The sequence below is a fragment of the Vibrio sp. 10N.286.52.C3 genome, assembly GCF_041468865.1.
Lineage (GTDB): Bacteria > Pseudomonadota > Gammaproteobacteria > Enterobacterales > Vibrionaceae > Vibrio > Vibrio crassostreae_C.
Window position 1 is genome coordinate 134,133 of the sequence record NZ_JBFRJM010000028.1, and the last position, 21,015, is coordinate 155,147.

Sequence of the window (21,015 nt, forward strand, 5' to 3'; positions counted from 1 at the left end):
AGGGAAAACCTTTAGCTATCAGGCTGATTAATCTCGCTAACACTCGCAGGAGCTATGAAAGCGCGGTCAAATGTAATTCGTACTTAGTCAACTCTGGTTTAAAGCTAACGTTAAAAACTGCGCTTAAAACTCATATTGGAAGTAAACCGTGTTGTAGTTACTACCGCCTTTGATACGACCATACTGAGAGGATTTTTCAAAGATTGCAGAACGGTGATGCAATGAATAACCGAACCATAAGTTGTTCAAGTCATTCTTACCAATCAAGTCGCCAACGTTGACATCGAATGAGAAGTCTAAGTAGTTCAATAGATGGCTTGCGGTGTAACCTTTACGGTCCATCTCAGAGCCTTCGATATAGGTAATCGAATCGATGTAAGACATACCTTCTGCCACACCAACACGCCACTGAGTTGGCCAATCAAAGGTGTAGTACGCCTTGATTGCGATAATGTATTCGGTGCTGCTCGATTGAACGTCTGAACTCCAGTGGTGCGCAATACCTGGGGTTAAATAGATATCCAGTGGCAAACCGAAGATCTCATCGGTTAACGGGTGTCCATAGAAGAACGAGGTCAACTGGTTGTTGTATTCGTCTTTCTCTCGATTGAACTTCATGATGTCGCCAATATTGGATGGCGTTCCCCAGCCGTGTGCGACACGTAAGTACGGCGCATTGCTCAGTTTAGGTTTTGGCGCTTTCTCTTTGTCGTTAAAGAAACCAAAGCCAAGGTACAATTCCCCCTGATAACGGTCTTCAACAATCGAAGAATCGTAAGCGTTATCGTCCAATCGAGTCACACTGGTTGAACCCAATAAGTACAAGTTAGAAACCACATGGTAACGCGTTTCAACACCAACATTTAAGTCAACACCAGCACCAATGGTTTCATTAGATGCGGAGTAATACTCACTGTTGAAATCAGCACTTTTATAACGCAGCGTCGCGCTCGGGTAAAACTCCCAATCTCCAGTTTCATACTTGGCTTTAGCTCGTAAGTTACCGTGGAAGTTGTATTCACTGTCGCTCATTAACTCCGTCTCGACAGACCAAGAATCATCAAGTTGGTAGGTCAGTTGAGCACCAAAGTCCGCCGTATCGCCTTCAATCGCGTTCTGCTCAGATGCAGGAATATCAATAAAGCGCATGCGAGAGATAGCATTGAAAGACCACTTCTCATCGTCAGTTTGATAGAGGTATGCCCCCATCTCAGTACCGTCAATAAACACATAATCGTTCTTGAAAAACAGCATCGGTACGAATGAGCTAACCGATTGGTCGCCACCAGACGTGTCATAAGGGATGCTTGCTGTACGGAACATTGCAGCGATGCCCCACTCTTGCTCTTCAGCGGCCCACGCATTAGCACTTACAAAAATGCCACTTAGGAAAGCGCTACCTAGTAAAACCAATCCAGATGAAGGAAGAGTCGGTAAATATTTGAGCTTCATTCTTGTGTAATTACTCTTTGAAAAAAATATTGTTTTACTGATTAGACATTTATTAACCATGACGGCTAACTATTTTTAGGTTTGCTCGGCATTGACCGTTACAATGTAGAATATTCTCGGTTAAATGAAAGTATTGTGAAAGTCTCCGAATTACAAAACATTATAGATCACTTACCCAAAGATTCCGATCCAGATATTGTTATGGGTGAGGCGTGGTTGCCTGAGCGTTTGGTGGATACCAACCTAGACGGTGACATGCTATTTCTTGAATTCGATAATGCCCCTGAAGACAATCAAGGGGATGAAGAAGGCCGTGGCTTTGTTGAGCACGAGATTGCTATGATTCGAGAAAAGCTCGAACTGTTATTAGACGAGCCTTCCGATACCAAGACCAAAGCCGATGCCCTATTGGCAATATTTCTAATGGGCCATGAACTTTCTAGCTCAGAAGTTATCGAAGTTCTTGAATCAACAGAATCTGAAACGACAGAGCCTGAGATTGCAGAGCATAATCAACAGAATCTGACTCAGTAGAATTTGAAGCATCAACGCTTGGAACCACAAAGCCAGACACGAACAAGCTCGAAACAAAAGAACACCACGACGACTAGCCACCAACGATTTTAGGTACCGTATTGAAACCCTCTACGACATCATCTCTTCCCCTGTTACTCGCCGGACCCATTTTAAGAAAAACCACCGCGACTGAAGTAGTACTTTGGTTAGCCACCAGCTCGCCTCTTACAGGCAGAGCCGAGCTTCATACTCAAGAAATAGACGATTCTGAAGCAGCACAAGACCAGCCGTTTTATACCTCATCGCTTGAAGAACATGATTCGATTCAAATCGGTACACATGCGTGGATAACGCTAATTCGCTTACAAGGTGAGTTTCCGACTAATACGCTGCTTGAATATGACATTCACACAGAGTCAGGTTCACTAAAAGAGCTCGCCCCTCACCTTGTTTACAACGGTAAATCTCGCGTTGAGTTTAAGATATCGACCTCAGCGGATTACATTCTTCATGGCTCTTGCCGCAACCCGCATCATCCAAGCAAAGACAGCCTAGTTGCAGCCGATAACAAGATGGCCGATCAAACCGTCGCTGAAAGACCCGACATGCTGATGATGAGCGGCGATCAGATCTACGCCGACCATGTGGCAGGCCCAACACTTGATGCTATTCAACAAGTGATTCACCTGCTTGGCCTTGTAGGCGAAAGCTTACCGACTGACTCGCAAATTAAACAAATCAACAACAGTGACGCTCTGTATAACAGTGAATACCACTTATACCAGCGTCATCACTATTTGCCGCACCACACAGCTTCAGAATCGATGATCGATAAGTTATTCCCGAACCGTGGCGTGCCGATTTTTAGCTCTACCGATTGTGAAAACCACTTGGTCACGCTGTCTGAGTTTATCGCGATGTACTTATTGGTTTGGTCTCCGACACTGTGGCAATGCGTCAATCGAGAGCGTTTAATTGAGAATAACTTCACTCAAGGTGGACGCCAATTAACACCGACTGAGCAGCAACAATGGCGTGATGAAAGCGTCATCATGGATGATTTCATTGCTGGCTTACCGCAAGTGCAACGTCTGTTCGCGCATATTCCAACGTACATGATCTTCGATGATCACGATGTGACGGATGATTGGAACCTTACCGTGGGTTGGGAGCATGCCGTCGACCAAAACCAGTTCGCGACCCAAGTCATTGGTAACGGCCTTGCGGCTTACTGGATGTGTCAAGGTTGGGGTAACAAACCGGAGAGCTTCGATGAAACGTTTATCGAGCAAGCAAAACAGCTTTTTGTCGCTCAACCGCTCATTACTAAACAACCGCGCATTAGTAAACAAACTCATAATGAAGCCGGCAATGCAGCGACTACTCACTCTATTGGCAACATCGAGCCAGACAAGCATCAAGCCTTTATTGAGATGCTGAGTCGCTTTGAAGAGTGGCATTACACAATAGATACCTCACCCAAAGTCATTGTGTTGGATACTCGTACGCGTCGTTGGCGTTCAGAGTCACGCATGAACAAGCCTTCAGGTTTAATGGACTGGGAAGCCTTGATTGAGTTTCAACATCAGTTAATGAATCAAGATAAAGTGGTGATCGTTTCTGCTGCACCGATGTTTGGCGTGAAGTTTATTGAAACACTGCAAAAGATGGCGACCACAATCGGCAAGCCATTAGTGATTGACGCTGAAAACTGGATGGCACATCCGGGCAGTGCTAATACGCTGATTAGCATCTTTACCCATACCAAAACACCGACCAACTTCGTGGTACTTTCTGGCGATGTTCACTACTCCTTCGCTTATGACATCAAGCTTAGGTATCGTCGCAACAGCCCGAACATCTATCAAATCACCTGCAGTGGTATTAAAAATCAGTTCCCTGCTCCGCTGCTTAAATTCTGCGATGTATGGGACCGCCTGTTATACAGCCCTCGCTCAGTTTTGAACTACTTCACTAAGCGTAAACGCTTGAAGATCGAAAAGCGAAGCCCTGACAATCAGACCTTCTATCGCCTTTCAAACCGCAGTGCGATTGGAGAATTGAGGCTAGACACTGATGGGAAACCGCAATCGATCACGACACTCAGTGGCGACGGTAAAATTACCCGTTTCCCAGAGCCCGATTGATAAAATGCTCCTTATCGCTCGCGTATCCGTAATGTCAGTTTTTAGTAAAGACGCTTGCGATCACACTCTGTAGACCCAATAGTTATGCTTATGGTTATAGTTGATAGCTATCAGCGTTACGGAACTCGATACAAATTTTAACTGGAGCTCGTTATGTTCAATTCTCTCACATCAATGTTTAAACAATTGATTGAAGGCCAGGACCTAAGCAAAAACCAAGGCACATCACCTAATATCGCCATCGCGAGTTTGTTGTGTGAAGTCGCGGGTGCCGACCATCAGATCAATGAATCAGAAAGAGTCGCTAAGCTACAGCTTCTGCAGCGTTTGCTGGATTTAGATGAAGAACAAGCAAAGGTACTGCTCGCGCAAGCAGAGCCGAAAGTAGAGCAATCAGTATCGCTGTATGACTTTACATCGCAACTCAGAGACCTATCTCAGCCAGTGCGAATCGACTTAATCAAAGCGATGTGGGAAGTAGCGCATGCCGACGGGGAAATTGACCCTATCGAAGATTCTGTGATCCGTAAAACAGCAGAACTGCTCTACGTCGACCACTGTGACTTCATCAAGAGTAAGTTAAGTGTTTTAGGCGAAAATTAGTGCCTGAAATAATGAATTGGAAACTGAAATAAATAAAAGCGACGGGTTAAGAAACCGGTCGCTTTTTTGAATCGGTAAACTGAAAGCTGACTAAACAGGGCTGAGAGGAGCTAAAAATTTAGCTACAACATAGTTAATGTGAGTTTCGCAAGATTGTAAGCATCGACATAACCCGAGTGCTGACGACCTTCCCACTCAATATTTTTGGCTTCTTGAGCAGCGCGGTGACCAATGCGTTTGTCTTTCAAGCGATTCTGAACACGGTAAAGCGTTGCGATGTTTAAGAACTCGCTAAACGGAGGCTCGATGCCTTTTTCAATACACTCTTTGTGTAAGATAAGGTCGTCACGTCCCCACGCTGCGTAGATTTTTTTGGGACCACCAAAGTTCTTAATCATCGACTTGATGACAGACTCTAATGGGCGACCCTGCTTTTCGATTTTACGAGGTGTAATGCCCGTTAACTCGGCACAGAATAGAGAGACTTCGTCTTTCTCTGGCTTAACGTAGTATTGTGCTCGCTTCACGATAGTACCGGATGCTAGATCAATCTCAGCAAGACCAACTTCAATGATCTCTCCTGTTGTTCCCACACCGTCTTCGCTCCAACAGCACATTTCCAAATCGAAACACACAACTCGATTGTGATTCATACGTCGCCTAATTCTCTCGTCAAAAATTTTGTGAAATTGTACATGAGCCCAATACAGAACTCGACCCTAGTTGTATCAAGTGCTCATTTAGCCTGCAATTGTCACTCGATTTCGGCCATTCGACTTACTTTGATAGAGCATACTGTCAGTTTTTTGAAGGAGCGCTTCAATGTCTTCATTAGTGCGGATGGTTGCCCCGATGCTTAGAGTGCAACTCAATAGCTGGCCAGAATGCTCGCAATGAGACTCACTCACCGTATCTAAAATACATTCTAAATAGCGAGACAATGAGTCATGTTCAGTGATGCTCGAAATGATACCGAACTCATCCCCTCCCATCCGGAATAGGTTATCTCCAGACTTCAAGCTCACTGAGATAACCTTAATCACATGGATAAGTAACGCATCACCGGCTGGGTGCCCAAACTTATCATTGATCTCTTTAAACTTATCAACATCAAACACTATTAAGCTAAACGGCTTATCGCTTTGTATCGATTGACCAAGCATCTTATTAAAAGCTCGGCGATTATAAATTTCCGTTAAACTGTCATGATTGGCAAGAAAACGAAGTTCTTCTGTTCTTTCATCAATCATTCGATATAAGCGCTCTTTCTCTCTAATTTGCAGGTTCACAATATAAGCAAGCAGCAATGAGATAGTGGTACCAACTATGCCGATTCCCGCCAACACTAAGTAACCATTAAATGAAATACATGCATCTATCTTGAAGTCGATAATCCATTCACGGTTAGTTAATGTAATCGTCTTTGTAATGTGCTGCCCAGTTACCGCTTCATAACCATTGGTTTCGAACATTATCGGGGCATCTTCAGCTTCAAAACCGCTATCGGTAACACGCACATAAACGTCCATATCGCCGACAGTAGATGCCAGAAGTTTCTCAAAATAATATGTGGTACGAACAACACCAATTACAACGCCGAGTAAGTTGTCACTCTCTCCCTCAAAGACAGGGTGATACACCAACATTCCGCTCTTAGGTGTGTTGCTGTCTAAACCGTCTTGCAACAGACGAACTTTGTCTGAAATATTCGCTTCACGTGTTTTTTTAATGTTATCAATGACCAGATTAAACCGCTCACGAGAAGAGTAAAAACCCAAAACACCGTTGTTCACTGGATCATTCGGATAAATATCTGTCGCGATAAATACGGGCTCGCCATCCAAGACATAACCATAAGTTTTTAGCCCATGTTTAGGGATAGTAAACATTCTATAGGATGGGTATTGAGCTTTCATTTTGGCGGTGTGCTCGGCAAGATCTTCTACCGCTACTTTTTGCATCCACTGCAATCCGATCAGGCTTTTCGAGCCGTTAATCGTTTGCTGAGCAAAACGATCAAATCGGTCCCGACTATCGACATCATTAGAATAGAAAAAATTCGCACCGGAACCGATATAAGCAACATCGTTATCAATAAACGCTTTTAAACTGAGCGTTTGATGCTGAGCAAAGCTATCCAGATTCTCATTCAAAGACCTATTTTGATTCGCCGCAACCAAAACAAAACACAACACCGTCATCAAAAATGTGGCAAAAAAGACAACTAACGGCAAAGTTCGTTTCTTCAACCCTGTTATGGGGTCGGTAGTGTGCGGCATGTGGCTTCCAAATAGTCTCTAATGAGTTAAAAGTATATAACGGAAGGGAATCATGCTCCATTTCTGTTTAGTCTTAAAACTGACATAAAACGGGCATTGTTTACCTTGCCCTCACATCGACGACCAATATTCGACCGAATCTCGACTAAATTTCAAGCTAACACACCAAAAACCCACTTGATTAAAAACATTAAATACCACTCTTAAGCCTTGAATATGCTAGTATCCATCCATATTTATAGCTTGAAAGTGACCGTTTCGGCTTAGTGCCAATGAGTTTCTTTCCAACCTGTATATTCCTTTGAACCGACGAATATACCGTTAAATCAATTTTAAAGAGAAATCACTATGATCGTTGATTTGAACCTAATCCCACAAACGTTTGATATGCTTCACGCAGGCCTAACTGCATCAAGCGTTTTACTACTGTTAATTGCCGTTTCTCGTAAAACCAAAGTGGTTGAGAAAGTCGTAGAAAAACCAGTAGAAAAGGTCGTTGAAGTTGAAAAGCCAGTTGAGAAAATTGTCGAAGTAGAGAAAGTAGTAGAAGTTGAACGTGTGATCGAAAAAGTAGTAGAAGTTGAATCTAAGCTTGCTACAGCACCTACTGATTCAGCAATGCAGCTACTGTCTATCATGCAGCAAGAAGCGCGCCTTATCGACTTCTTAAAAGAAGACCTAACGTCATTCTCTGATGAAGAAGTTGGCGCAGCAGCTCGTGTTATTCACACTGGCGGTCAAAAAGTATTGGCTGATTACGTAACGCTGTCTCACATCCGCACTGAAGATGAAGAAACACGTATCACTATCGCTGAAGGTTTCAACCCTCAAGAAATTCGCCTAACTGGCAACGTAACGGGCAATGCACCATTCAACGGCACACTAGTTCACAAAGGTTGGAAAGCAACTGACATGAACCTGCCTAAGCTTGCTGAAAACTACGATGCATCTGTAATTGCACCGGCAGAGGTGGAGCTATAATGGAACACCAAAGTCATTCAGCTCAAGAGCCATCTTCTCAAGAGCAAAACCAGGCACCCAAGTTCAGTGTTGGTATCGATTTAGGTACTACACATTGCGTTTTGTCTTACATCGACACAAGCAATGAAGACGCTCGCGTTGAGGTGATGCAAATCCCTCAACTGACGGCGCCAGGTACAGTAGAAACTCGCAGCCAACTTGGCTCGTTCCTATACCAACCGCACGAACATGAAATGAATGCGGGCTCTCGCGTTCTTCCTTGGTCTTCAGAGCCAAAAGCGCTAGTGGGTGCAATTGCTCGTAACCTTGGTTCTAAAACCCCTATCCGTTTGGTAGCAAGTGCAAAATCTTGGTTATGCCACGGTGGTGTTAACCGTCGCGATGCTTTCCTTCCTGCAGGCAGCCCTGAAGAAGTTGAAAAAGTATCTCCGCTTAAGACAACTGAATTGTACCTTGAGCATCTTAAAGACGCATGGAACCACGCAAACCCAGAACACAAACTGGCAGACCAAGATGTAACGATCACGGTTCCAGCTTCGTTTGATCCTGCGGCTCGTGACCTAACAGCAGAAGCTGCACGTAATGTTGGTTTCACTCACCTAACGCTTCTTGAAGAGCCACAAGCGGCTCTGTACAGCTGGATTGATAACAGCAACGACACATGGCGTGATGAAGTAAACGTTGGTGACATCGTTCTTGTTGTCGATATCGGTGGTGGTACAACCGACCTTTCGTTAGTTGAAGTAACACAAGATGACGGCAACCTAAGCCTGAACCGTATCGCAGTAGGTGAACATATCCTACTTGGCGGCGACAACATGGACTTAGCACTGGCTTACCGCTTGAAGATGAAACTGGCGCAAGAAGGCAAAGAACTGGCTCCTTGGCAGGTTCAAGCAATGACTCACGCATGTCGTGATGCGAAAGAAGCACTGCTTAACGATGCTGAACTGCAATCTGTTCCTATCGTTGTTCCAAGCCGTGGTTCTAAACTGCTTGGCGCAACACTGAAAACAGAACTGACTCAGCAAGAAGTTCAACAAACATTAGTGGACGGCTTCTTCCCTAAAGTTGCTGTAACTGAGCACCCTGTACAAAAGACGCGTGGCGCACTGACTCAAATGGGTCTGCCTTACGCTCAAGACGCAGGTATTACTCGTCACATTGCCGCATTCCTTTCTAAGCAAGCGAATGCGCTTTCTGGAAATAGCGAAACGGCTCAGCAAGATTTCAACCCGTTTGCAAACATGCCCGGTATGCCCGGTACGCAAGGGTCAGAAGCGCCAGCGGCAGACTTCATCAAGCCAACAGCAATCCTGTTCAATGGTGGTGTTCTAAAATCGAACCTACTTGCTGATCGTCTTTCAGATACGATCAACGAATGGTTGATCAATGCTGACGAAGAGTTCGCAAAACAGCTTTCAGGTTTAGATTTAGACCTAGCGGTTGCAAGTGGCGCTTCATACTACGGCGCAGTTCGTCGTGGCCAAGGCGTTCGTATCCGCGGTGGTATCGCTTCTTCTTACTACGTAGGAATTGAAAGCGCGATGCCAGCTATCCCAGGTATGGCTCCTCCGATGGAAGCTTTGTGTGTTGCACCATTTGGTATGGAAGAAGGTTCAAGCGTACAAGTACCTAGCCAAGAATTCGGTCTAGTGATTGGTCAGCCAGTACACTTCCAGTTCTTCGGTTCAACCATTCGTCGTGAAGATGAAGCGGGTACGCACCTTGATCACTGGGCGCCTGAAGAGCTTGATGAGCTTCCTGAAATCCAAGTGACATTGCCGGTTTCTGAAGGCCGTCGCGAAGGTGAAGTGGTTCCAGTGACTTTGGCTTCTCGCGTTACTGAGCTAGGCACCTTACACCTAGAAGCGATTGCTACTGACAACGGTCAGAAGTGGCACGTTGAGTTCGATGTTCGTGAAGACTCGAATAACGACTCAAACGAACAAGCATAATGAATCAACGGCACCTTAGCGGGTGCCGTTACTTTATCAATGCATTTCTCAATCTAGTCCTGCCTGTTTCTCAGGAATGACGTTTACGAATAACAACAATAAGACCAAAGCTATCAAAAAACTGGTCATCACTCTGGAAGAATAAGGTTTTGTATGGCAACTCCTCGTTTTTTAGTCGGCATTGACTTAGGTACAACCAATACGGTTGTCGCTTACTGTGAAATCAACGACGACCTACAACATGCTCCCGTTTCTCTTTTCGATATTGACCAACTCATCGGCCCCGGTGAAGTGGTTCGCAAGCCCCTACTTCCATCCTTTCGTTACCACCCAGCACAAGGTCAAATCTCCCCTTCTGACCTGACGATGCCGTGGGAACCAAGCCCCGTTGAAGGCGATATTAAGAACGTTATCGTCGGTGAATGGGCTCGTGAATTAGGCGCTAAGGTTGAAGGCCGCCAAGTATCGAGTGCTAAGAGTTGGCTATCACACCAAGCGGTTGATCGTAACTCCGACATTCTGCCTTGGGCTGGCGCAGCTGATGTCGATAAAGTCTCGCCAGTTGTGGCGAGTGCAAGCTACCTCAACCACATTCGCCAAGCATGGAACTACCGTAACCCGAGCAACAAGCTGGAAAATCAAGATGTTGTGGTTACCGTTCCGGCTTCCTTCGATGAGACAGCACGTAAGCTGACACTCGAAGCGGCAGAACTTGCGGGCTTAGGTAAGATTCTATTACTCGAAGAGCCGCAAGCCGTTTGTTATGACTGGTATGCCCGTCACCAACAAACCGCAGCAGATGAACTTCAACAAATTCCGCTGATTCTAGTGTGTGATGTTGGCGGTGGTACCACCGATTTAAGCTTAATTGAAGCCAAATTCGATGCGAACACCGACGGTAATAACGAGCTCGCACTCGACCGTATTGGTGTTGGTGAACACTTGATGCTCGGTGGTGACAACCTCGATTTAGCGCTTGCTCACCTCGCTGAGCAACGCTTCAATCAAAACAAAAAGCTCAATGCCTCTAGCCTAACCAAACTGATTCAACAGACTCGCGCCGCAAAAGAGAGCCTGCTTTCTGCCAATGCGCCCGATGATGTAAAGATCACCATGCTGGGCAGCGGTTCAAAACTGCTTGGCGGTACTAAGAGTATTGGTTTAACTAAACAAGAAGTCCATCAAATCGCATTGGAAGGTTTCTTCCCGCTTTCTGAGTTTACTGAAACACCCGACAAACGCCGCAGTGCTGTGGTTGAGTTTGGTCTGCCTTACGTGGCTGACCCTGCGGTGAGTAAGCACGTTGCAGAATTCCTAGCAACGCACCAACAAGTGTCTAAAGCCGCATTGGAAAACTCAGACTCTATTGAGTTCGATGACACCAAACCTGCAATTCCAGTTGGCGTGCTGCTCAATGGTGGTGTGTTTAACAGTGAACTGGTAACAGAGCGAATTACTCAGCTACTGGGCAACTGGAACGGTTCTCCTATCACAGTGCTTGATAACCCTCATCCAGATTGGTCTGTTGCCCTTGGCGCGGTTGCCTTTGGTAAAGCACGCCGCGGTGCACAGCTGAAAATCGGTGGCGGTGCTGCCCGTTCTTACTTCTTGCATCTGCAAGAGAAAAACAAGATGGGTAAAGCGCTTTGTCTGCTTGCCAAAGGAACCGAAGAAGGCCAAGAGATACGCTTGAACAGCCGTCGTTTCTCGCTGACTTTAGGTGAGCCAGTACGATTTAATCTTCTGACTTCAACACACGATCAAATTGCTCATGACACCGCCATTCAAAACGGTGTGATGGTCAATGTGGATGCCGACTTGTTCTCCCCTCTCCCACCGTATATTTCTACGCTGGAAGGCTCAGGTACTGCAGAACTTCAAGCCAACCAAAAAGAGCGTGTTGAAGTACTGCTCGCTTGTCAGTTAACCGAAGTCGGCACATTGAAAATGGAGTGTGTGAGTATAGAAGATGACTCTAAGCGTTGGTTGCTTGAGTTTGAAGTAAGAAACAAGCAAGGCGATGAATCTGATACCTCCGCGCTTCACCCAAGATTGGAAGAGTGTAAGGAGTTGATTTCTCGCCTGTACAGCGGCAACAAGAAGAGTGCTGAATCGAAAGAGATCAAAACACTATCGAAAGATCTTGAGAAGCGACTAGGTAAACGCGATGAATGGGACTTCACGACCCTTCGTCATCTATTTGATACCTTCTCATTAGGTCGTAAACGTCGTCGCCGCTCAGAAGCACACGAGAAGAACTGGCTACGTTTGGCGGGATACTCGCTACGTCCTGGCTTTGGCGATCCGACTGACTCATGGCGTATCGAACAGATTTGGGGCCTTTACCAACAGAACATTCAGTTCAAGAACCACCAAGGCTGGACAGACTGGTGGGTATTCTGGCGTCGTGTCGCTGGTGGGCTAAACCAAGAGCAGCAAGAGAGTATCTTGGCTGACATCGCTAAATACCTTCACCCAGGTGCAATGAAGAACCCTAAGACAGCCAAAGATGCGCAAGATAATGGTTATGAAGCCATGGTCCGTTTAGCGGCGTCACTTGAGCAACTTGAGGTTGAAGACAAAGTGCTGCTGGCAAGTTGGTTCTTAAGCAAAGCGATCAACCATAACCAATTTGAACAAGCGCACTGGTGGGCTCTGGGTCGATTGGCTTCAAGAACACCTTTGTATGGTAGCCAACACAGCGTGATTCCTAGAGAACAAGCTGAACAGTGGTTGCCGAAACTACTTGAGCAGAACTGGCAGAAAGAGCAGATGATCGCCTTCGCAGCGGTGATGATTTGTCGAAAAACCGGTGACCGTCAGTTTGATATCTCTGACGACTATCGCAATCAAGTGATTGAGAAGCTTAAGCAAAGCAAGGTACCTGACTCATGGTTAACACTAGTGAGTGAAGTGACTGAGCTTTCTGAGAGTGAATCTAAGCGTGTGTTTGGTGATGCGTTACCAAGCGGATTAAGCCTAATCAATAACTAGGTTTGAAAACGATTAGCTTTCGTTGCTAATGGTAAAGAAGCTAGCAAGAAAAGAAAAAGCCACTTTCGATTCGTTGAAAGTGGCTTTTTTATTGGTGGCTTAAGGCTGGTATGTGTAATCGACTTATAGCTTTTTGGTTAAGAGCCTTAGCCGTGTTGCAGTTCATCATTGTTAATGTTTGGTTCCAGTTGGGTTGATAGGAAAATCCGTATTTTCATAAATGTCAGATAGTTTTTTCGGTTTATTCTCTTTTGCTCCTTTGTTCGATTGATTATGAGTTTCGCTTAAAAGCCATTCCTCATGCATTTTTGCTGAATCCAAAAACTCTGGATCCTCCATTGCTTCCTTGCGAAGTTTATTTACACGTTCGAGAGTATCCCAAATCATAATACTTCACCTCCACTAAGGCAGTAATATAAAGATAGCTCAACCCCATGAAACTTCAACTAACCCAATGAGATAGCGATCTCAATTTCGTAATTCACTCGCTTTAAATGAGTGGATATGGTCACCTTTAGTTGGGCTCAAATAGTGGGTCTTTCCCCATGATCTTCGAAGATCATTAGGCACAAAAAAAGCGAGCTCGATGCTCGCTTTTTGTTTATCTATCTGTTGCTCGGATTACCAGCACTAGCTCGATTAAATCACACCGAGGTTAAGCACGGTTACCAATTTTCACCTTGCCATTGGTAGCAAACCAAAGGGCTTCTGAACGACGACGACCGATTAGAATCGGGCCATCATCGTAGAACAAGAAGTTCTTCCAATGCTTCTTGAAAATCGCCCATTTGGTTTCAAGAACATTGTACTTTTCGTAACAAAAATAAACAGTTACGTCATCTTGCCAATCAATAAAGTTAAGAATCTCTTCTGGCATTTCAGGCTCATCCGCTTCCCAATGCGCCATCCAACTGATCTCTTCATTCCAGTTCGATGCTTTGCTTGGCCAGTCTTGCGAGCTCAGTCGTTCTGCGTCTGGGCTTTGAGGGCTCACGTTCTCTTTCCAGAACTGAGAAGCTCTCGCCTGTGTCATTGGCTTAATCTTTTCCAAGTCCTCTGCCGGCAGCGGCATTGACTGGTGTGTGAAAATCCATTTTCTTTGGTATTCGTCCAAAGTTGTGTATGACATCAAAATTCCTCAAATATCTTCTCAGGCTGATGGATTTACCATGCCTATCTGTTCTTTTTGATGCAGTGACGGTTTCATTTTATCTATGTCGTCACTGCCTCTAAATCTGTATTTACGCTTAATTGGTACTTACGCCTAATGACTATTGATCTCTATACAGCGCGTCTATCTTCCCAATTTGGGTTAACTAATGCTGTCAGTATATGGTCTTCCCATTTACCGTTAATCTGTAGGTAGTCTTTAGCAAAACCTTCTCGGACAAAACCAAGATGTTCTAATACGCCAGCACTGCGTTCGTTGTGAGGCATGTAGCCCGCCATTAAGCGGTGCATGTTCTGCACATCAAACATGTAGTCTTTGGCCATGTTCAAACCTCTACGCATGTAACCGTGGCCCTGTGCACTTTGCGCCAATGAGTAACCGACATTACAAGCGTAGAACGGGAAACGAGACAAATTACTGAACGATATGGTGCCTAACATTTCATTAGAGTCAGCGTTAATCAGTAAACAGTAATAGCCTAGCCCCATTTTATGAAGCTCGTTTAACTTGATCAGTCGCTGCGCCCAACTCGCTCTATCAAAGAACGCGTCTTCGCGAATCGGTTCCCAAGGTTTCAGATGCTCTCTGTTAACCTGAAAGTACTCGCTGATCATGCCAGCATCATCGATTTCAGCCGTGCGTAGAATCAGATTACCATCATGCTTATAAATGCGCTCTGGTGTACTCAAATCTTCCATAATCTTGTTCTTATTCGATCAGTTCTTTCTGATACCGTAATCACGAAGCTTATTCGCAATTGAGGTATGAGAAACATTCAAACGTTTTGCTAGCTTACGGCTTGATGGGAAAGACTGATAAAGCTTCTCTAGAATCTGAGATTCATAGTCTTTCATGATCTCATCGAGCGAGCCGTCTAAGCTCAGGTTCGCCATTCCAGCCGTCATTGTTTCAAGCTGTGGCAAGTGGAATTGCTCAACCGTTAGCGTGTCTGAATCCAACTCTGTTAGTGCGCGTAGAACCATGTTGTCTAACTGACGAATGTTGCCCGGCCATTGGTAATTACCAAGCTGGTCGACTAACTCTTGAGTCAGTTTTGGTTTTAACATACCTAACTGCTGCGCGTACTTTGCAACGAACAGTTCCAACAGTGGTGCTACGTCGTTTGAGCGTTCACGCAATGCTGGAATAGACAGAGTCAGTACATTCAAGCGGTAGAACAAATCTTCACGGAACGAACCCGAGTCGGCTAATTCAGAAAGACGGTGGCGCGTTGATGCAATAATACGAACATCCGCGTGCATCTCTTCTTCTTCACCAACACGACGGAATGAACCATCTTGTAGGAAACGCAGCAGCTTGATTTGAAGATGCGGGCTCATCTCGCCAATTTCATCTAAAAATACGGTACCGCCATTCGCTTGTTCGAAAATACCTTTATGACCTTGCTCATGGTTGAATGAACCCGGCGCATGACCAAACAATTCCGTTTCCGCTACGTCATCAGGCATCGATGCACAGCTTAGAATCAAGAATGGGAAAGACGATCGATTTGAACGGTTATGACACGCTTTTGCCAACATCTCTTTGCCTGTCCCTGTATCGCCTTCAATTAATAGAGGCTGATCCAGCATAGCCAATTTCTTAGCTTGGCTGATCAAGGCTTTATGGCGATTAGAGACACCAACAAAGTGTTCGAAACCTAGGTTGTTCTGTTCTGGGATTGAATCTGGCGAGTTCATCTCTTGATTACAAGAACGAATCGTCATTACTGCGCTTGCCAGTACCGCTTCGTTGACATCACCACCAAGGTAAATCGGCAGGATCTCAATAGAGAAATCTAAACCATCCAACACGACAACTTCACGATGACGCGTTACATCGCCTTCGATCCAGCGAGCAAAGTTAAAGCTAGGAACAAACGTCGCTAGCGGTTCACCGATGACTGCGTCTTCTTGCTTATTAAAAAGGTTCAATGCAGCGTGGTTAGCCATATCGACTGAGCCTTTAAGGTCAATCGCAATAACAGGATCAGGTAGGTTTGCCAGCAGAGCAATCAGCTCTGTGTTATGCCTTTCGCTTGGCATAAATTGGATTTTACGTACATCCTTCACACCTGAAATTCGGCGAATTTCAGCCATAAGTTCACTAAAAGCATCAAAATCGATATCAGGGCAGTTTAGGTAAATAATACCTTTAACATCAATTTCGATTCCTCTTAAATCAATGCTTTTTGAGGCCAAGATATCGAGCAACTCACGTGTTAAGCCGAGTCTGTCTTCACACAATACTTCAAGACGCACAAATAGTCCTATTATAGGTGTCAGGATAAGTTGACAGTAGTGTGGATTAAGCTCTGAGTTCAGTCAAGAAGAAGAGTAAACATATGTTTACTCTTCTTCTCAAACTATTGAGCTTTAAATGCTTTATTTGAGAGTGATACGCTTTATTTCTGAAAGGACGGCTTTGCGGAGGTCTGCCAGTTTTACTTTTCTCTCGTTATGCCAAGGCATAGGTCGAAGCAATGTCATGGCTTTTAGACCCAGTCTTGCAGTAAGAATACCAACACCTAGCCCCTGCCCTGCTCGAGCTGAGACTTTGCCTGCAAGATCCATCGAGACGAGATCCATACTTGCATCAATTGCGAGTTCACTGGCTCCCGCTGCTGCCATGTTGATTAACACCAATTTAAATAGCTTAATCCTAGACCAGTAGCCAAGCTCAATGCCATACACATCAGCAAGCTTGTCGATCATGGTGAAATTTCGCCAAGCCACCAGCAACATATCAGCCGCCGCCAATGGACTCACTGCAACCAAAGCCGCCGATTCGGTCGAAAACTTAGTGACGATTTGAGTCGCTACTTTGTCTTGTTGACTCACGACTAACGCATCGTACATATCCAACACTTCTGCATCACTGTGTGCTGGGTTAATGCTGTTTCGCCACTTATCGTACGAAGGAGACTCAGCGATAATGCCACCTTGCTTGGCGATGTTTTCACAGAACGCTTTGCCCTTGCCGACACTTTGACTTTGGAGTAGCTCTTCACTCTGCTCTTGGACACTAAAGTGATCTTTAAGTGAACGCAGTTTCCACAGCTCTTTGCCTATTGCGCCTAAACCCAATGAAGCAATGGCAGCAATAAAGCCTGCCCAACCTAACGCAAGCCAATCAGCAGTTTGAATTGCGGTAATGACCGATTCAATTGCTTGCCATCCAACTAGGCCAGAAAAAGCGACCAATAAACCCGTTCCAAACCACTTCTTCTTTTTGCTCGGTCGAATCACTTGTTCCAATTGCTGCTCAGCTTCACCATCAAGTTCGGCTTCCACTTGCGGTGCGACAGGGACAAATTTCTCTTGCTCTGTGAACAGTTGTTGAGCACCTAAATCCGGGCCAACGTCACTCTTGTCTTGCTCATCAAAAGAGGTCTTCAACGGTTCATTAAAGACCTGCTTTGTTTTTAATTCACTCATTTTGATTGCCTCAATTACTTCAACTTGTCGCCAATGAGATACTCTAAAACCTTGTCGACTCTTAGATGTTGGCAAGGCTCATCGGAATGTTGCTCCATCGGTCTAAAGCTCGTGAAATCAAACTGGTTGGTTTCCCAATACTGTTTGTTGGGCAACTTACGCGGCACCTCTCCCGGATACATGGTTTGAGGGACATTATCCAAAGTCACACCTTGCAACGCCGGAACATTGTCTGAGCCAGACGAGATATAACCCGCGCTGGTCGCTTGAATAGACGCGATACTCATACAACTCATGTCGATGTGTTCAAACGCCGCCTGCTGCCAAGCCGGATGTACCATCTGTTGTAACAGTGACACCAAGTTCGGATGTTGATCCGGTGTCACGTGGTCAGCCTTGGTGGCTGCAAACAAGATCTTGTCGATCTTCGGCGCAAATAAACGTCTTAAGATATTGCTTCGACCGTACTTAAAGCTCTTAAGTAACTGTTCTAACGCGCCACGCATATCCATGAAAGAGTCATAGCCCGCATTAAGTGGCTGTAAGCAATCCACCAACACGATTTGTCTGTCGAACGTCGCGAAGTGATTCTTGTAGAACGCTTTCACTACCTTCTGTTGATACTCTTCATAACGCGCTTTCAGTACCGCATAGTTACTTGTTTTTGAGAACTTACCCTCAGGTGCGAGACACGGGAAGAATTGCAACACAGGCGCGCCTTCAAGCTCACCCGGTAATACGAATCGACCCGGTTGTACCCAATGCAGTCCGTTACTTTTACAAGTATGAAGGTACTGGGTGTAGCTATCGGCAATCGCGACCAGTTTCTTTTCGTCCGCTTCTGCTAGCAAATCGATATCACCACGCATTACGTTCCACTGTTGCGAGTAAGTTTCTCTGTCGCCTTTCAATGCGGCAAACTGAGATTGGCTCCAGGTATCGAAGTCCATATCCAGTAACGGCAAATCAAGCAACCATTCACCTGGATAATCGACAATATCGAGATAAAGGGTGCTGTTTTTACTCAGTAGCTTTTTTGCGCCCTTCGCAGGCTTATATTTGATGGCTAAACGAATCTCACTGACATCACGCGTTGGTACCGGCCATTCTGGTGGCTGTGCATTCAACGACTCCATCGCTTCATCATAAGAGAAGCGTGGAATCATCATGTTGTGTTGCGGGATGCGCTTTGCGCCAATAATTCTTCCATCTCTCGCAGATGCAAGCAGTGGCAAGTTTTTGTGGGTAGACGTATGAAGAAGCTGATTAACCAGCGAAGTAATGAATGCTGTCTTACCCGCACGAGAGAGCCCCGTGACCGCTACTCGAATATGAGAATCCGTTCCTCTGCTTATAAAGTCACTCATTTCTTGAGTTAGGTGTTTCATTTGAACGACTCCGTGATAGTTAGGCTAGCTGGTTATGATAATAGAAAGGCAAGCCTATGTTCTTTCCCCGTTGGGATAGTTTGTATGCTTTTGCTTATGTTGATGAGTATGCAATACACATTCTTAATGCTAGATGAATAAAAGCCCCTGACTACATTCATAATCAGGGGCTTTAGAATTTTTGCACGATATCCGACGTCTAATCGTCTTCAATCAACTTGTAGATAACAAACAGTGCAATCTCTGCAATTAGCCAAAGCGCACATGTAATCGTCACGTATTTATTATCAAAGATACTGATCCCTTTCAAGATCAGGTCGTAGCCAACAAAAGCACCAATCACCACTGCCAAGATAATCTGTAGGATCTGAATAAAACGAGGCATTCCTCTCTCCTATGTTCTTATATCAAACTATGTGTTTATCACTATATCATTGATAATAAGACAAAAGTGCAGATAATGCTGCACTTTTGTCTTTAACTTTCTGTCAAAAATTGCAATTCAAACGCTGAAGTTAGCGACAATTACGATTTTTTGGCGTCGATTAATTACGCTTTCTCAGCTTCAGCAATCTTCACTTTCCACGTGTCAGGGCCGATCTGGTGTGCGTTCACGCCGTTAGAGTCAACCGCTACCGTTACAGGCATATCTTCAACTTCAAACTCGTAAATCGCTTCCATACCGAGATCTTCAAACGCAACAACGCGTGCTTTTTTAATTGCTTTTGCGACTAAATAAGCTGCACCACCAACCGCCATTAGGTAAACCGCTTTGTGCTCTTTGATTGATTCAACCGTTGCAGGGCCACGTTCCGCTTTACCGATCATGCCCATAATGCCAGTTTCGTTCAGCATCATGTCAGTGAACTTATCCATACGTGTTGAAGTTGTTGGGCCCGCAGGACCTACCGCTTCATCACCTACAGCATCAACAGGACCCACGTAGTAAATGAACTTGCCTTTGAAATCAACGCCGGCTGGTAAGCCTTCGCCGCTTTCTAGCATGCCTTGAATACGTTTATGAGCAGCATCACGACCGGTTAAGATCTTACCTGACAGAAGAACCGTTTCGCCGGTCTTCCACTCTTGTACGTCTTCTTTAGTCACTTCATCAAGGTTAACACGACGTGTATTTGCGCCCGCTTCCCAAGTGATGTCTGGCCACTCTTCTAACTTAGGTGGCGTTAGCTCTGCTGGGCCGCTGCCATCTAGTGTGAAGTGAACGTGACGCGTTGCTGCACAGTTCGGGATTAAGCAAACTGGCTTAGATGCTGCGTGTGTTGGTGCTGTTTTGATTTTTACGTCAACCACAGTCGTTAGACCGCCAAGACCTTGTGCACCAATACCTAGCTTGTTTACACGGTTGAAGATGTCTAGGCGAAGCTCTTCTTCTGCGTTCTCAGGGCCTTTTTCGATAAGCTCTTGAATATCGATGTGTTCCATCAAAGATTCTTTCGCTAGTACCGCTGCTTTCTCAGCCGTACCGCCAATGCCTATACCTAGCATACCCGGTGGACACCAGCCTGCACCCATTGTTGGCAGCGTCTTCTCTACCCATTCTGCAATATCATCAGAAGGGTTCAACATAACCATCTTGGTTTTGTTCTCAGAACCGCCGCCCTTAGCCGCGATTTGAATTTCAACTTTGTTGCCTGGAATCATATTAATGTGGACAACCGCTGGTGTGTTGTCTTTGGTATTAATACGCTTACCTGCAGGGTCCATTAGGACAGATGCACGCAATGGGTTATCTGGGTTGTTGTAAGCTTGACGAACGCCTTCATCAACCATCTGTTGTACTGTTTGATCCGTTTCCCACCTAACATCCATACCGATGTTCACGAAACAAGTAACAATACCCGTATCCTGACAAATTGGACGATGGCCTTCCGCAGACATGCGCGAGTTGATAAGAATCTGAGCGATCGCATCTTTAGCTGCTTGGCTCTCTTCTTTCTCGTACGCTTTTTCTAGGGCTTGGACAAAGTCTAAAGGGTGATAATAAGAAATGTACTGAAGTGCGTCAGCGACACTGCTGATCACATCTTGCTTACGAATAACCGTCATTGCATGCCTCTTTATTGTTCTG

17 protein-coding genes are annotated in these 21,015 nt (G+C 45.2%); 6 read left to right on the forward strand and 11 right to left on the reverse strand.

Annotated elements, in window-relative coordinates; translation table 11 throughout:
* Window positions 1-123: 123 nt before the first annotated feature.
* Window positions 124-1,452, reverse strand: a complete 1,329-nt coding sequence (locus AB4138_RS11620) for a MipA/OmpV family protein (protein ID WP_017070881.1) — start codon at window positions 1,450-1,452, stop codon at window positions 124-126.
* Window positions 1,453-1,533: 81 nt separating this feature from the next.
* On the opposite strand from AB4138_RS11620, the gene AB4138_RS11625 reads away from it, so the two are divergent.
* The 3 genes from AB4138_RS11625 to AB4138_RS11635 all read left to right on the forward strand — a co-directional run bounded on the left by AB4138_RS11625 (window position 1,534) and on the right by AB4138_RS11635 (window position 4,718).
* On the forward strand, window positions 1,534-1,986 hold the full coding sequence (locus AB4138_RS11625; protein WP_102428589.1) for a hypothetical protein: 453 nt from the start codon (window positions 1,534-1,536) through the stop codon (window positions 1,984-1,986).
* Window positions 1,987-2,087: 101 nt separating this feature from the next.
* The gene (locus AB4138_RS11630; protein ID WP_372051705.1) at window positions 2,088-4,115 is read left to right on the forward strand and encodes an alkaline phosphatase family protein; all 2,028 of its coding nucleotides are present in this window, start codon (window positions 2,088-2,090) and stop codon (window positions 4,113-4,115) included.
* 153 nt (window positions 4,116-4,268) lie between these two features.
* Window positions 4,269-4,718, forward strand: coding sequence for a TerB family tellurite resistance protein (locus AB4138_RS11635; RefSeq protein WP_017060439.1), 450 nt, complete (start codon window positions 4,269-4,271; stop codon window positions 4,716-4,718).
* A 122-nt stretch (window positions 4,719-4,840) separates the two neighbouring features.
* Here the strand turns inward: AB4138_RS11635 and AB4138_RS11640 are convergent, their stop codons facing one another.
* Together AB4138_RS11640 and AB4138_RS11645 are read right to left on the reverse strand one after the other, a co-directional pair.
* Window positions 4,841-5,371, reverse strand: coding sequence for a 3'-5' exonuclease (locus tag AB4138_RS11640; protein WP_017068784.1), 531 nt, complete (start codon window positions 5,369-5,371; stop codon window positions 4,841-4,843).
* Between the two features lie 87 nt (window positions 5,372-5,458).
* A complete protein-coding gene (locus tag AB4138_RS11645) occupies window positions 5,459-6,997 on the reverse strand; it encodes a diguanylate cyclase domain-containing protein (RefSeq protein ID WP_372306147.1) in 1,539 nt (512 codons plus the stop codon).
* 348 nt (window positions 6,998-7,345) lie between these two features.
* On the opposite strand from AB4138_RS11645, the gene AB4138_RS11650 reads away from it, so the two are divergent.
* The 3 genes from AB4138_RS11650 to AB4138_RS11660 all read left to right on the forward strand — a co-directional run bounded on the left by AB4138_RS11650 (window position 7,346) and on the right by AB4138_RS11660 (window position 12,930).
* Entirely contained in the window at window positions 7,346-7,978 is a 633-nt protein-coding gene (locus AB4138_RS11650; RefSeq protein WP_017060436.1) for a DUF2760 domain-containing protein, read from the forward strand.
* Window positions 7,978-9,936 (forward strand): Hsp70 family protein, encoded by a 1,959-nt coding sequence (locus AB4138_RS11655; RefSeq protein ID WP_017065433.1) that lies wholly within the window; start codon window positions 7,978-7,980, stop codon window positions 9,934-9,936. The genes AB4138_RS11650 and AB4138_RS11655 overlap by 1 nt, the downstream gene beginning before the upstream one ends.
* A gap of 153 nt (window positions 9,937-10,089) precedes the next feature.
* Window positions 10,090-12,930, forward strand: coding sequence for an Hsp70 family protein (locus tag AB4138_RS11660; protein ID WP_372306149.1), 2,841 nt, complete (start codon window positions 10,090-10,092; stop codon window positions 12,928-12,930).
* Window positions 12,931-13,101: 171 nt separating this feature from the next.
* On the opposite strand, the gene AB4138_RS11665 is transcribed toward AB4138_RS11660, so the two are convergent.
* From AB4138_RS11665 to AB4138_RS11700, 8 genes are all read right to left on the reverse strand, one after another.
* Window positions 13,102-13,317 carry a hypothetical protein gene (locus AB4138_RS11665; RefSeq protein WP_017065431.1) on the reverse strand — a complete coding sequence of 72 codons (216 nt, stop codon included), beginning with the start codon at window positions 13,315-13,317 and terminating at the stop codon, window positions 13,102-13,104.
* A gap of 268 nt (window positions 13,318-13,585) precedes the next feature.
* Window positions 13,586-14,059: a DUF2947 domain-containing protein gene (locus AB4138_RS11670; RefSeq protein WP_017060433.1), complete on the reverse strand. Its 474-nt coding sequence runs from the start codon at window positions 14,057-14,059 to the stop codon at window positions 13,586-13,588.
* A 152-nt stretch (window positions 14,060-14,211) separates the two neighbouring features.
* Window positions 14,212-14,799, reverse strand: coding sequence for a ribosomal protein S5-alanine N-acetyltransferase (gene rimJ, locus AB4138_RS11675; protein WP_372306152.1), 588 nt, complete (start codon window positions 14,797-14,799; stop codon window positions 14,212-14,214).
* Between the two features lie 18 nt (window positions 14,800-14,817).
* Window positions 14,818-16,362: a transcriptional regulator TyrR gene (gene tyrR, locus AB4138_RS11680; protein ID WP_017067720.1), complete on the reverse strand. Its 1,545-nt coding sequence runs from the start codon at window positions 16,360-16,362 to the stop codon at window positions 14,818-14,820.
* Between the two features lie 123 nt (window positions 16,363-16,485).
* On the reverse strand, window positions 16,486-17,538 hold the full coding sequence (locus AB4138_RS11685) for a YcjF family protein (RefSeq protein ID WP_372113018.1): 1,053 nt from the start codon (window positions 17,536-17,538) through the stop codon (window positions 16,486-16,488).
* A 14-nt stretch (window positions 17,539-17,552) separates the two neighbouring features.
* Window positions 17,553-18,926 carry a YcjX family protein gene (locus AB4138_RS11690; RefSeq protein WP_372051713.1) on the reverse strand — a complete coding sequence of 458 codons (1,374 nt, stop codon included), beginning with the start codon at window positions 18,924-18,926 and terminating at the stop codon, window positions 17,553-17,555.
* A 199-nt stretch (window positions 18,927-19,125) separates the two neighbouring features.
* Window positions 19,126-19,311, reverse strand: a complete 186-nt coding sequence (locus AB4138_RS11695; RefSeq protein ID WP_004734731.1) for a hypothetical protein — start codon at window positions 19,309-19,311, stop codon at window positions 19,126-19,128.
* A gap of 164 nt (window positions 19,312-19,475) precedes the next feature.
* The gene (locus AB4138_RS11700) at window positions 19,476-20,993 is read right to left on the reverse strand and encodes a fumarate hydratase (protein ID WP_102320448.1); all 1,518 of its coding nucleotides are present in this window, start codon (window positions 20,991-20,993) and stop codon (window positions 19,476-19,478) included.
* Window positions 20,994-21,015 lie beyond the last annotated feature (22 nt).